This is a genomic window from Salmonella sp. SA15303 (assembly GCF_029962125.1).
Taxonomy (GTDB): Bacteria; Pseudomonadota; Gammaproteobacteria; order Enterobacterales; family Enterobacteriaceae; genus Salmonella; species Salmonella enterica.
In genome coordinates this window covers 348,064-361,737 of the sequence record NZ_CP123924.1, presented here as the reverse complement: position 1 = coordinate 361,737, position 13,674 = coordinate 348,064, and the positions used below count along the sequence as shown (strand labels likewise).

At 52.8% G+C, this 13,674-nt stretch carries 10 protein-coding genes; 4 read left to right on the top strand and 6 right to left on the bottom strand.

What is annotated here, in order from left to right; genetic code table 11:
* Window positions 1–347: 347 nt before the first annotated feature.
* Window positions 348–3,053: an HTH-type transcriptional regulator MalT gene (malT, locus tag QEN31_RS01640; protein ID WP_000907030.1), complete on the top strand. Its 2,706-nt coding sequence runs from the start codon at window positions 348–350 to the stop codon at window positions 3,051–3,053.
* 68 nt (window positions 3,054–3,121) lie between these two features.
* On the opposite strand, the gene QEN31_RS01635 is transcribed toward malT, so the two are convergent.
* The 3 genes from QEN31_RS01635 to glpE form a co-directional block, all read right to left on the bottom strand.
* Window positions 3,122–3,880 (bottom strand): DeoR/GlpR family transcriptional regulator, encoded by a 759-nt coding sequence (locus QEN31_RS01635; RefSeq protein ID WP_000815085.1) that lies wholly within the window; start codon window positions 3,878–3,880, stop codon window positions 3,122–3,124.
* A 93-nt stretch (window positions 3,881–3,973) separates the two neighbouring features.
* The gene (gene glpG / locus QEN31_RS01630; protein ID WP_000928701.1) at window positions 3,974–4,804 is read right to left on the bottom strand and encodes a rhomboid family intramembrane serine protease GlpG; all 831 of its coding nucleotides are present in this window, start codon (window positions 4,802–4,804) and stop codon (window positions 3,974–3,976) included.
* Between the two features lie 75 nt (window positions 4,805–4,879).
* Window positions 4,880–5,206 carry a thiosulfate sulfurtransferase GlpE gene (gene glpE, locus QEN31_RS01625; RefSeq protein WP_000434524.1) on the bottom strand — a complete coding sequence of 109 codons (327 nt, stop codon included), beginning with the start codon at window positions 5,204–5,206 and terminating at the stop codon, window positions 4,880–4,882.
* Window positions 5,207–5,404: 198 nt separating this feature from the next.
* Between glpE and glpD the strand changes: the two genes are divergently transcribed.
* Window positions 5,405–6,913 (top strand): glycerol-3-phosphate dehydrogenase, encoded by a 1,509-nt coding sequence (gene glpD / locus QEN31_RS01620; RefSeq protein WP_000448178.1) that lies wholly within the window; start codon window positions 5,405–5,407, stop codon window positions 6,911–6,913.
* Between the two features lie 47 nt (window positions 6,914–6,960).
* Here the strand turns inward: glpD and QEN31_RS01615 are convergent, their stop codons facing one another.
* The 3 genes from QEN31_RS01615 to QEN31_RS01605 form a co-directional block, all read right to left on the bottom strand.
* A complete protein-coding gene (locus QEN31_RS01615; protein ID WP_000390367.1) occupies window positions 6,961–7,506 on the bottom strand; it encodes a hypothetical protein in 546 nt (181 codons plus the stop codon).
* A 9-nt stretch (window positions 7,507–7,515) separates the two neighbouring features.
* Window positions 7,516–9,075, bottom strand: coding sequence for a PstS family phosphate ABC transporter substrate-binding protein (locus tag QEN31_RS01610; RefSeq protein ID WP_077951206.1), 1,560 nt, complete (start codon window positions 9,073–9,075; stop codon window positions 7,516–7,518).
* A gap of 93 nt (window positions 9,076–9,168) precedes the next feature.
* On the bottom strand, window positions 9,169–10,278 hold the full coding sequence (locus QEN31_RS01605) for a glycerol dehydrogenase (protein ID WP_000258838.1): 1,110 nt from the start codon (window positions 10,276–10,278) through the stop codon (window positions 9,169–9,171).
* A 337-nt stretch (window positions 10,279–10,615) separates the two neighbouring features.
* Between QEN31_RS01605 and QEN31_RS01600 the strand changes: the two genes are divergently transcribed.
* Window positions 10,616–11,950: an MFS transporter gene (locus QEN31_RS01600; RefSeq protein ID WP_001518078.1), complete on the top strand. Its 1,335-nt coding sequence runs from the start codon at window positions 10,616–10,618 to the stop codon at window positions 11,948–11,950.
* Window positions 11,947–13,662, top strand: a complete 1,716-nt coding sequence (gene ilvD, locus QEN31_RS01595; protein WP_000078494.1) for a dihydroxy-acid dehydratase — start codon at window positions 11,947–11,949, stop codon at window positions 13,660–13,662. Before QEN31_RS01600 ends, ilvD begins: the two co-directional genes overlap by 4 nt.
* Window positions 13,663–13,674: the final 12 nt, after the last annotated feature.

The window sequence follows — 13,674 nt, the reverse complement described above, 5'->3', positions numbered from 1 at the left end:
GAACGCCGAAATAGTTTCTTACCTGAAATATTCAGCAGCGGGAGGTTCACTAACTTAACATAATTAATTAAACGCCTGGTATCGCCATTGTGTTAAATCCGGATGATGTCCAGGACATTATTTACAATAACGGAAATATGACCTCAGCCCAGCTCTGACGCTCGTTTCAACCGCGCCGAATACTTTTTTAATACCGTTATTTAGAATTGTGACAGAGTGCAAATTCAGACACATAAAAAGTCTGCTTAGCTTGCATTAAAATGCTTTCTGGCCGACCTTATATCTATTAATTACGAAGCGCAAAAAAAATCGCAGTTCCCCCCATTTCCCACAGTGAAGTGATTGCTATGTTGATTCCGTCTAAATTAAGTCGTCCGGTTCGTCTCGACCATACCGTGGTTCGTGAGCGGCTGTTGGCTAAACTTTCCGGCGCGAACAATTTCAGGCTCGCCCTGGTAACCAGTCCTGCTGGCTATGGGAAAACCACGCTTGTCTCACAGTGGGCGGCGGGCAAAAATGAATTAGGCTGGTACTCTCTCGACGAAGGCGATAACCAGCAAGAGCGATTCGCCAGTTACTTAATTGCCGCTATCCAACAGGCCACCGGCGGACACTGCTCGACCAGCGAAGCGATGGCGCAAAAACGTCAGTACGCCAGCCTGACGTCTCTCTTCGCACAGCTCTTTATTGAACTGGCGCAGTGGCATCGCCCGCTTTATCTGGTGATTGACGACTACCATTTGATTACCAATCCGGTGATTCACGACGCGATGCGCTTTTTCTTACGGCATCAGCCGGAAAATTTCACCCTGGTGGTGTTATCGCGTAATTTGCCGCAACTGGGCATCGCTAACCTGCGCGTGCGCGATCAGCTGTTGGAAATCGGCAGCCAGCAGTTGGCTTTTAACCATCAGGAAGCAAAGCAATTTTTTGACCGTCGTCTTTCGTCGCCCATTGAAGCCGCTGAGAGCAGCCGCATGTGCGACGATGTGGCAGGTTGGGCCACTGCGCTACAGTTGATCGCCCTCTCCGCGCGCCAGAACCATACCTCTGCGCATCACTCCGCCCGCCGTCTTGCCGGGATTAATGCCAGCCACCTTTCTGATTATCTGGTGGACGAAGTACTGGATAACGTGGATGTCAGCACCCGACATTTTTTACTTAAAAGCGCGATTTTACGCTCAATGAATGACGCGTTGATCGTGCGCGTGACCGGCGAAGAAAACGGCCAGATGCGGCTGGAGGAGATTGAGCGCCAGGGGTTATTCCTGCAACGCATGGACGACACGGGCGAATGGTTCAGCTATCACCCGTTGTTTGGTAGCTTTCTGCGCCAGCGTTGCCAGTGGGAATTGGCGGCGGAACTGCCGGAGATCCACCGCGCGGCCGCGGAAAGCTGGATGGAACAAGGTTTTCCCAGCGAAGCTATTCATCATGCGCTGGCGGCGGGTGACGCGCAAATGCTGCGCGATATCCTGCTTAACCATGCGTGGGGGCTGTTTAATCACAGTGAACTGGCGCTGCTGGAAGAGTCATTAAAAGCGCTGCCGTGGGAAAGCCTGCTGGAAAATCCGCGGCTGGTGTTGTTACAGGCCTGGCTGATGCAAAGCCAACACCGCTACAGCGAAGTGAATACGCTGCTGGCGCGCGCCGAGCAAGAGATCAAAGGGGTCATGGACGGCACACTGCATGCTGAATTTAACGCGCTGCGCGCCCAGGTCGCCATCAACGACGGCAATCCGGAAGAGGCTGAGCGGCTGGCGAAACTGGCGCTGGATGAGCTTCCTCTCGCCTGGTTTTATAGCCGTATTGTCGCGACCTCCGTTCACGGCGAAGTGCTGCACTGTAAAGGCGATCTCAGCCAGTCTTTATCGCTGATGCAGCAAACCGAACAAATGGCGCGCCATCATGACGTCTGGCATTACGCGCTGTGGAGCTTAATTCAACAAAGCGAAATTCAGTTCGCCCAGGGATTCCTGCAGGCCGCATGGGAAACGCAGGAGAGAGCCTTCCAGTTGATCAAAGAGCAACATCTGGAACAACTGCCGATGCATGAGTTTCTGGTACGTATCCGCGCGCAATTGCTGTGGGCGTGGGCGCGCCTTGACGAAGCGGAGGCCTCGGCGCGCAGCGGTATCGCTGTGCTGTCCACCTTCCAGCCGCAACAACAGTTGCAGTGCCTGACGTTACTGGTGCAGTGCTCGCTGGCGCGCGGCGATCTGGATAATGCCCGTAGTCAGCTTAACCGACTGGAAAATTTATTAGGCAATGGCCGTTATCACTGCGACTGGATCTCTAACGCCGATAAGGTGCGTGTCATTTACTGGCAGTTAACCGGCGACAAAAAATCCGCCGCCAACTGGTTACGTCATACGCCCAAACCGGCGTTTGCCAATAACCATTTTCTGCAAGGGCAATGGCGGAATATCGCCCGCGCGCAGATCCTGCTGGGCGAATTCGAGCCTGCGGAAATCGTGCTGGAAGAGTTAAATGAGAATGCCCGTAGCCTGCGCTTAATGAGCGATTTAAACCGCAATCTGCTGTTACTCAATCAGCTTTACTGGCAATCCGGGCGGAAAAACGACGCCCAGCGCGTATTGCTTGATGCCTTACAGCTTGCCAACCGCACCGGATTTATCAGCCATTTTGTGATTGAAGGCGAAGCCATGGCGCAACAATTGCGTCAGCTTATCCAGCTTAATACGCTACCGGAGATGGAGCAGCATCGCGCGCAGCGCATCCTGCGAGAGATTAACCAACATCACCGGCATAAATTCGCCCATTTTGACGAAGGCTTCGTCGAGCGCCTGCTTAACCATCCGGATGTCCCGGAGCTTATTCGCACCAGCCCGCTCACCCAGCGTGAATGGCAGGTGTTAGGGCTTATCTATTCCGGTTACAGCAACGAACAGATTGCCGGCGAACTGGCGGTGGCCGCGACCACCATTAAGACGCATATCCGCAACCTCTACCAGAAACTCGGCGTCGCGCACCGTCAGGACGCGGTACAGCACGCGCAGCAGTTGCTGAAGATGATGGGGTATGGGGTTTAAATTAATGCCTGATGAGCTTATCAGGCCTACGATCACGCGCAGAGTGTAGGCCTGATAAGACAGTCTCTTTAACACAGCTCCAGTTGGATATGGTTCTCCGTCAACACCTGCATCACGCCCGGCGGCGGCAGGGTATCGGTGTAGACCGCATCGACCATACTAATGCTGCCCATGTTTACCATCGCGTTACGGCCAAATTTAGAGTGATCCACCACCAGCATCACGTGGCGCGAATTTTCGATAATCGCGCGCTTGGTGCGTACCTCATGGTAGTCAAATTCCAGCAACGAGCCGTCGCTATCAATACCGCTAATACCGAGAATGCCGAAATCGAGACGGAACTGGGCGATAAAGTCCTGCGTCGCTTCGCCAATAATGCCGCCGTCGCGGCTGCGGAGTTCGCCGCCGGCGAGGATAATACGAAAATCCTCTTTCGCCATTAGCGTGTTCGCTACGTTCAAATTGTTGGTCACGATCCGCAAATTACTGTGCCCTAACAGGGCGTGCGCTACGGCTTCCGGCGTCGTGCCGATATCAATAAACAGCGTTGAACCATTGGGGATCTGGGCCGCGACTTTGCGAGCGATGCGCTCTTTTTCTTCCGTTTGCGTCGCCTTACGATCGTGCCACGGCGTGTTCACCGAGCTGGAGGGCAACGCCGCGCCGCCGTGGTGGCGCAAAATCATATTCTGTTCCGCCAGATCGTTAAGATCCCGACGAATGGTTTGCGGGCTGACAGAAAAATGCTCCACCAGCTCTTCCGTACTGACGTACCCCTGTTTTTTTACCAGTTCAATGATCGCGTCATGCCGTTGTGTTTGTTTCATGAATAATCTCTGAAAGTAACCAACCTTGCGCCGGATAGCGGCATTCGCCCTACCCGGCCTGGAAAAATATCTCGACCACAGGCCGGATACGCCTCACGTTCGTTTTCGCGCATTCAGCGTATCAACAAAGGCCATCGCTAAACCGACGATAAGCCCGGCGATGTGCGCGCCGTTCGCCATAGACATGCCAAACCAGTCAAACCAACCAGCGACTATCCACAATAATGCAAAAATAATTAAGCCGCGCTGGAGGTAAATTCCGCTTTGCGGATCGCGCTCTCCGCGCAGCCACACGTACCCCATCAGCGCATAGACGACGCCAGACAGTCCGCCAAACCACGGGCCGCTAAATTTCTGCTGTACATAGCCGCTTAGCAGCGCGCTTATCACCGTAATGACGATTAATTTACCGCTGCCCAGGCGCTTCTCTACCGCCCCGCCGAGATACCACCACCACAGCAGGTTAAAAAGAATATGCATCAGTGAGAAGTGCATAAAGATATGGGTGAAGTAGCGCCAGAATTCAAATTTTAAAACCGGATCGAACGGCCACGCCAGCCACACCATCACCGTTTGATCGCCGATGAGACTCATCGCGATATAGACCAGCACGCAGGCGAGCATCACGATCCAGGTAACAGGGCCGGCTCGTTCACGCAGCGTGGCGAGAAAGGGAAAACGGCGATAGCGTAGCCCGCTGTTAGTCTGCCCGGACTGCCAGCTAGCCGCCAGATAACGCGGATCGCCGGGATTTTCTATAAACCGCGCCAGCTCGACCCGCACACGTTCGGCCTGCGATTCATCTGCCAACCAGATATCGCTTTGATTATGTTGCTGAATAGTAAGAATGACGCCCTGGGTGGCCATGTAATCAACAAATGCCTGCGCCACGCGAGGATTCGCAAAGGAAGTAATCATCAACATTATTGCTGTCGCTTAGTCCATACAAAAGAAGACAGTATATATACCCTTCTCGTCGGAGGCTGCATCTTTATGGGATTACGCGCCATTCGCGACATTGGCAGGGAAACGGCGATGCCAGGCCTCAAACCCGCCGTCAATGCTGTAAACCGCATCATAGCCTTGCTGGAGCAGATACTGCGCGGCGCCTTTACTACTGTTGCCGTGATAGCACATTACCATCACGGCGGTATCGAAACCATGCTCACGCATAAACGCGCCCAGCGTATCGTTAGTCAAGTGAAACGCCTGCGGCGCATGACCCATGGCATAACTTTGCGGATCGCGAATATCGACCAGCACCGCCGCGCCCTGGTGCAGTTTCTGATACGCCTCTTCTACAGTGATACATTCAAATTGTTCCATGAATCGCTCTTTCATTATTGCCGGTGAAGCCAATTAAGGCATTTTATCGCCCAGTGTACGTTGACGGAGTAGCTTAACGCCATAATGTTATACATATCACTCTAAAATGTTTTTTCGATGTTACCAATAGCGCGTTTCTTTGCTATTATGTTCGATAACGAACATTTTTGAACTTTAACGAAAGTGCAAGAGGGCAGCATGGAAACCAAAGATCTGATCGTGATAGGCGGGGGCATTAACGGTGCAGGCATCGCGGCTGATGCCGCCGGACGCGGTTTGTCCGTACTCATGCTGGAAGCGCAGGATTTGGCCTGCGCGACCTCTTCCGCCAGTTCGAAACTTATCCACGGCGGCTTACGCTACCTTGAACACTACGAGTTCCGTCTGGTCAGCGAAGCGCTGGCAGAACGTGAAGTGCTGTTGAAAATGGCGCCGCACATCGCCTTCCCGATGCGTTTTCGTCTGCCGCACCGCCCGCATTTACGTCCGGCCTGGATGATCCGTATCGGTCTGTTTATGTACGATCACCTCGGCAAACGTACCAGTTTACCCGGTTCCACCGGTGTGCGGTTTGGCGCAGATTCGGTGCTCAAACCGGAAATCGTGCGCGGATTCGAATATTCCGACTGCTGGGTAGACGATGCGCGTCTGGTGCTGGCTAACGCACAGATGGTGGTGCGTAAAGGCGGCGAAGTCCTTACCCGTACTCGCGCAACCGCCGCTCGTCGGGAAAATGGCCTGTGGATTGTCGAAGCGGAAGATATCGACACCGGTAAAAAATATGTCTGGCAGGCGCGCGGACTGGTTAACGCCACCGGACCGTGGGTCAAACAGTTCTTCGACGAAGGGATGCACCTGCCGTCACCGTATGGCATCCGCCTGATCAAAGGCAGCCATATCGTCGTGCCGCGCGTCCATAATCAGAAGCAGGCGTATATTCTGCAAAACGAAGATAAGCGTATCGTCTTTGTCATTCCGTGGATGGAAGAGTTTTCGATCATTGGCACAACCGATGTCGAATATAAAGGCGATCCGAAAGCGGTAAAAATTGAAGAGAGCGAAATTAATTACCTGTTGAAGGTTTATAACGCGCACTTCCAGAAACAACTGGGGCGCGATGACATCGTCTGGACGTACTCCGGCGTCCGTCCGCTGTGCGATGATGAGTCCGACTCACCGCAGGCGATCACTCGCGATTATACCCTTGATATTCATGATGAAAACGGCAAAGCGCCGCTGCTTTCCGTGTTTGGCGGTAAGCTCACGACCTACCGTAAGCTGGCCGAACATGCGATGGAAAAACTGGCGTCTTATTATCCAGGCATCGGGCCGGCATGGACCAAAACGTGCGTACTGCCCGGCGGCGACATCGACGGCAGCCGCGAAGATTACGCGGCGAAGCTGCGTCGTCGTTATCCGTTCCTGACGGAATCGCTGGCGCGTCACTATTCGCGCACTTACGGCAGCAACACGGAGTGGATTCTCGGCGAAGCCACGTCGCTGCTTGATTTAGGCGAAGATTTCGGTCATGAGTTTTACGAAGCGGAACTCAAGTACCTGGTGGATCACGAATGGGTGCGCCGTACTGAAGACGCTATCTGGCGTCGCACCAAAGAAGGCATGTGGCTGACCGCCGAACAGCAGTCCCGCATCACCCAGTGGCTGGCGGCGTATGTTGAGAAACACCAACTTTCACTGGCGTCGTAATAAAATCCGGGGCGGTTTATACCGCCCTTTTTCGCCACATACCGCATTCACTCGCCGGATTTTGTACAGCCGGGCATATGATTAGTGATACGGTAGCGATCGACACTTATTTTGGTAATAAAGAAGGGTTTTGCGCGCGCTTCGCTATTCCAGAGAGTTTTCCCCGTTTTACACCAGCTTTTATGAGGAAAGTTGGCATAATGAACCACGCTCTCCTCCCCCAGCACGCTTTCAAAATGCGCGCGTTTATCACCGTCGGCCACGCTAAAGTCAGCATAAAAAAGATTGCTGTCCAGGTTAAACGTCATTTCTATTTCACTGGCGGAAGATGGAAAGAACACAGGTAGCCAGGTCCAGATACCGGATTGCTCGGGTATAGCGGCATAATCAGGAAAATAGCTTACCTGGCGATCATCGCAGGCGGTCAGCACAGCGACGATGATTAATGCTGCGCCACACCGGAGGACCTGATTAATCAGCTCAGCAACAATATCTTTATGCCACGAAGTGGATTCACGCCGTGCAATACGAATATCAGCGCCGCTGGCCGGGTCTACGCCTACCCGTTCCACATATAATTTAACATCTTCCATTTAGTCCCTTTATTTCGCGGCCGGATACAGCGGCACATATCCCACATCCTGTACCAACTGCTGCCCCTGCGGGCTTAGAAACCAGTCCACCAGCTTTTGTGTTTCCGCTGTGGGGTGTTCACGGGTGACCATATAAACATCAACCGTGTACGGGTAACTGCCGTTACGAATATTTTCAACCGTCGGCGCAACATCGTTTATCGCCAGTAATTTAATCTCTTTATTGCTGTGCATCTGCGTAGCGTAATAACGAAAGGTATAGCCAATGGCGTTGTGCGTATTGCGATACTCAGCCACGATATCCACCATTTCCCCCATCGCGGTTGCCACTGATGTTGTTTGCGCTGGCATCAGCTTTGTTCCTTTCATTACCTTCGCCAGCATCGCCGTTTGGCTGCCAGAGTTTTCCGGTCGCTGCCAGGGCTTAATGTCGATTGCCTCTCCGCCTACCTCATTCCAGTGGGTGATTCTTCCGCTAAAAATGCCGCGAATTTGTACATCACTCAACGATGACACGGGATTGTTTTGGTTGACGATAAACACAAACGCTTCACGTGCAAAGGGGGTGTAAACCAGTTTTACGCCACTGGCCTCGGCCAATTGCTTTTGAGCAGTGGAAGGCTGGGCGACAAAAATAAGATCGGCATTGCCGTTAAGGATATTTTGATAGGCTTCAATGGTTCCCTGGTTTTCAAGGTAGTCTTCAGGGCAGATATCATCCGGAAAGCGCGTAAGCGCATAAAAAGCCGAGGCGTATAACGGCAAGCCAGCCGTTGCGCCATCGAGCCGCGGCCAATTTTGAGTGAGCAAAAGTGTCGGTTCATCGCGCAGCCCGGTTAGCTTGTTGCCCCATGTGTGCGCCTGATAATCGCGGAAATAAAGATATTCACTGCTCTCGGGAGCGGGATACTTCACGGCATAAAGATGTGACTGGTATACGGCACAGCTCCCGAAAAACAGCAGGCAAATCACCAGCAGGTTACGACAAGTGTAGCCCGCACCGCCGCGTAGCACTCCCCAACGCGCACCGCCATACCCTAATGCAAAACAGAGCTGCGAGCCAACCGGGATGAGCAACACTGCCCATACCCAGCCATTGAAAAAGGATATTACGCTGGGTACTAACCAAAGCGTTTGCACTACCTGGGCGATGGGTTTACGCCCTATCGCGCGAATATTAAGATCGGTGAGAAACATCAGGATGACCCACCCCATCAGCACCACCAGAGCAGGCATAAGCAGGCAGCAATCACGCCATTCTGGATTTACCTCTGATGCATTTCCCTTTCCCCATATTCGGCCACAAAGAAAAATTAACCCTGCGCCCAGAAGCGCTACCGGGATAATGGTCGCCTCCTCAATAGATCGCGCGACGGGGATATTATTTTCAAGAACGCTAATGTACGCCCACATTCCCCCCACGATAATCGTAATAATGTTCACCAGCAGCGGCACGCCGATAAACGCCATTATGATTGACAAAAAAAGCCAATTAGCATTTTTCATTTTTCTATCCGCTAATCCCTGCGATAACGGAAGTATAAACCCGGTAGTCCTGAGCCCACCCATGCATTTTTCTGAAATCGCGACGTTAAAACATTCACGATAGCGGCAGACAGAAGTTGAAAGTTCCGGCTGCCGTTTTTTATTTACAGGCTCACATTAACCTGCAAGATCGATCTTTTTCCGCGCCTGCCCAACAGCATCGGCGGCCCGCAATGCCGCCTGCACAGCCTCCGGCGTAATGGTAAACGGCTCGTTGTGTATCGTTTCCCCAGTTTGACAAGACGCCCTGGCAACGGCCAGCAGTTCATCATCGCTAACGCCAGCCAGACCAATATCCGCCAGCGTGGTGGGCAAGCCTATATCTTCACAAAATTGATAAACCTCCTCGATAAGCTCAGGCGCTCTATCGGTGAGCATAAGCATTGCCAGCGTGCCAAACGCAACCTTTTCCCCATGCCAGTATTTGTGCGTGGCGGGCAGTACTGTCAGACCGTTATGAATGGCGTGCGCCGCCGCCAGCCCACCGCTTTCAAAACCAAGCCCGGATAATAGCGTATTCGCTTCGATAACATGTTCGAGCGCCGGAGTAACCTGATGTTGTTCACAGGCAAGTTTCGCCAGGCGTCCATAGCGCATTAAGGTGGTGTAGCAAAAGCGCGCCAGCTCAAATGCGGTCATCGGTCCTGGCCTGGTGGTCATATTGCCGGCCCCTTTGATGCGGCAATCTTCCGCTTCAAACCAGGTTGCCAGCGCATCGCCTATCCCGGAAACCAAAAAGCGTACCGGCGCGGCAGCAATAATACTGCTGTCCACCAGCACAAGCGTCGGGTTACGTGGAATCATCAGGTAGCGTTTGAATTTCCCTTCTGGCGTATAGATAACAACCAGTGAACTGCACGGCGCATCCGTTGAGGCCAGAGTAGGAACCACGGCAATAGGCAGCCGCAGGCTGGCGCCGGTTGCTTTTGCCGTATCCAGGGTTTTCCCGCCCCCCATACCAACAATCACATCGGCGCCAATTTCCTGCGCGCGTGCGGAGATGCGAGCAATTTCCTCATCACAGCACTCGCTACTGAACACTTCGATATCAAATTCAATCACCCCGTGCAGTGCTGTTGCAACTGTATCCCGGTAGGTGTTGTGAACAACAGGATCCTGCAAAATCAGCGCCTTATGACCGAGTGCGGCCAATTCCTGCGGGAGATGCGTTGTCAACGCTCCTTTACCCTGAACATATCGTGACGGAAAGATCGCGGTAGTAACCATTGTTTCTCCTTAAAAAGCATTAAAGTTCAATATACAGAACACAAATTCCACATAAAGAATTTAATGCTGTTTACTCTGAACGCACAATGACCAGGTGAGAGCATAATCTTATCCTGTGAGGCAGCGCACAATTTTGGCGATGTATTAGACCGATGAGCAGTTTCCATTGGGTTATCCGCTCTTTCTCACCTTATCTCCGTTCATTTTTGAAGCAAATCACAAAATATAACCTTCCTTAGAGTATGGAATTGACGCTGTATGAATACGTCGGCATAGTGTCAATATACAGAACAGCAGTTCCATATACAGAACACATTTTTGATACTAAAGGGATGCAATGATGAGCATTGAAATAGAGAAACCGACCACACGAGGGCGCTGGCTGCATATTATTCCAGCCACGATCCTCGTTTATATCGTGGCCTATATGGACAGGACCAATATCGCCATTGGGATCGCAGGCGGCATGGATGAAGATTTAGGCATGACGGCTTCTTTTGCCGGTCTGGTAGCCGGGATCTTCTTTATTGGTTATATCTTCCTGCAAATTCCCGGCGGTCAGATAGCCGAGCGGCTAAGCGCCAAAAAGTTAATTGCCTGGACAATCGTCGCCTGGGGTGGCTTTGCCCTGCTGACCGGTTTTGTTCAGACACCGACGCAGTTGTTGATTATTCGCTTTGTGCTCGGCGTGGCGGAAGGTGCTGTGTATCCCGCCATTCTGGCGCTGATTGGCCACTGGTTCCCAAATGAGGAGCGCGCCAGGGCTATCGCCTATTTCCAGATGAACCTGGCCGTCGCTTCTATTATTACCGGGCCGCTTTCCGGCTGGCTTATTGAAACCTACGGCTGGCGGGAGATGTTTATCATCGAAGGCTTGCTCTCTCTGGGACTGCTCTTTGTCTGGCTACCTTTGGTTTCCGATCACCCGCATCAGGCAAAGTGGCTGGATCCGAAAGAGCGCGCCTGGATCGAACAAAAATTGCTGGCCGATCGCGCGTTGAGTATTGGCGGAGAACAAAGCAGCATTCGCGGCGTATTAAAAAGCATCAACCTGTGGAAGCTTGTCGGTATCTATTTCTTCGTACAGGTCGGCTTCTATGGCTTCGCGCTATGGATGCCAAATCTGATTAAACACCTGACCGGCAGCGGCATGACCATCGTTGGGGTACTCACTGCGGCGCCTTACGTTCTGTGCATCATCGGTCAGTATTACATCGCCAAATGGTGTGATAAAACGATGAATCGCCGCCTTTACACGGCTATTCCTCTGCTGGGTTTCGCGGTCTGCCTCGCCCTCTCCTTATTACTGAAAGATAACGTCTGGCTCGCCTACGGCATGATGGTTATTTGCGGGTTCTTCCTGCAAGCCTATGCCGGTCCATTCTGGACGCTGCCGCCATTACTCTTCGCCCCCAACGTTCTGGGCGGCGTGCGCGGCACGATCAACGCCCTGGGCAACATCGGCGGCTTTATCGGTCCGTACCTCGTCGGGCTGTTAACGGTGACGTTCTCGCAAACAGCAGGAATGACCGTACTGGTTGCCGCCCTGCTTATCGCCGTTGGACTGCTTTTCAGCTTACCTTCTGTTACCGCTCGTCCTGCAGGTAGCAGCAACACCCCTAACACCTCGACGCCGGGTGCGTCACTTAAACAGGAAGGAATCGCCAAATGAGCCAAAAATGTCAACATGCTCGCGACCTGTGGTCGCAGCTCGACGCCCTGCGTCTTGGAATGAATTACAGCAAAGAAGATGTCAATAAACTGCAGGTCCTGGTGGATGATTGCTATGGTGAAAGTCATCCGGGCAGTTTCCATCTTAACCAACTGGGCGATGAAGCCGTGCTGGGTGTTCATGAAAGCGGCGGTCGCGCGGTCCGTCACCATGTGACGGATATCTGCGACGGCTGGGGTCAGGGCCACGATGGGATGAACTACATCCTGGCATCTCGCGAAGCCATTGCCAACATGGTCGAAATTCATGCCTCAGTGGTGCCTTATGATGCCGGTATTCTGATCTCAAGCTGCGATAAATCTATCCCGGCGCATCTGATTGCCGCCGCACGCCTGAACCTGCCGCTACTGCATATTCCCGGCGGTTCTATGCGTCCGGCACCGAATATGAGTACTTCTGACCTCGGTGGGATCACTGCTAAGTTGAAGAAAGGCGAAATCGGCATTCAGCAAGTGGAAGCCATGCAGCAATGCGGTTGCCCCACCGCCGGAGCCTGCCAGTTTATGGGAACGGCCAGTACCATGCAGTGCATGTCGGAGGCCTTGGGGCTGGCCCTGCCAGGCAGCGCTTTGCTGCCATCGACCCTGGCGGAAATTCGCCGCGTTGCCAGAACTGCAGGCCACCAGGCGCTGTATCTGGCGGAGAAAAATATCACCACCCATAAGATCCTGACTCCTGCGGCGTTTGAAAATGCTATCAAAGTCCATGCTGCTATTGGTGGCAGCACCAATGCGATGATCCACCTTCCGGCCATCGCTCATGAACTTGGATGGGAGCTGAAGCCCGAACTGTTTGATCGGATCAATAACGAAATCCCTTATCTGACCAATATTCAGCCCAGCGGTGAATACGTTACCGAAATGATGTGGTTCGCTGGCGGCGTGCCAATGGTGCAATGGTATCTGCGCGATTATCTGGATCTTGATGTGCTTACCGTGACTGGCCGTACGCTCGGCGACAACCTGGAAATGCTCCATCAATCCGGCTTCTTTACCCGCAACCACGGTTACCTCAACAATTACAAAGTCAGTCCGGAGGAGGTGATCCGTAAACCAGAAAATGCCACCAAAAAAGGGTCGATTGCGGTACTGAAAGGCAACATCGCGCCTGAAGGAGCGGTCATTAAATACGCGGCCTGTGCGCCGGATATGCACCACCATACCGGTCCTGCTCGGGTCTTTAACTCCGAAGAAGACGCTCAGCAGGCCATCATCCATAACCATATCGAACCCGGCGACGTCATTTTCATTCGCTACGAAGGCGCAAAAGGCTCTGGCGCACCGGAAATGCTGATGACTACCGATGCCATAGTGTATGACAAACGCCTCGACGGAAAAGTCGCATTGATTACCGACGGTCGTTTCTCTGGAGCGACCAGCGGGCCATGTGTCGGACACGTCTCGCCAGAAGCCGCTGATGGGGGGCCGATTGCCCTGGTGGAAGATGGTGATTTAATCGAAATGGATGTGAAAGGCCGCAAGCTCAATATTGTAGGGATCGACGGGATGCCTAAAACAGAAGAGGAAATACGCCGCTGTCTTGAAGAGCGTCGAGCAAGCTGGAAGAAACCTGATTATTCAAACCGTCGCGGCGTCTTTAAACAGTTCACCGCTAATGCAACATCATTAATGGCCGGAGCCTGGCTTAAATAATATCCCTGGCGG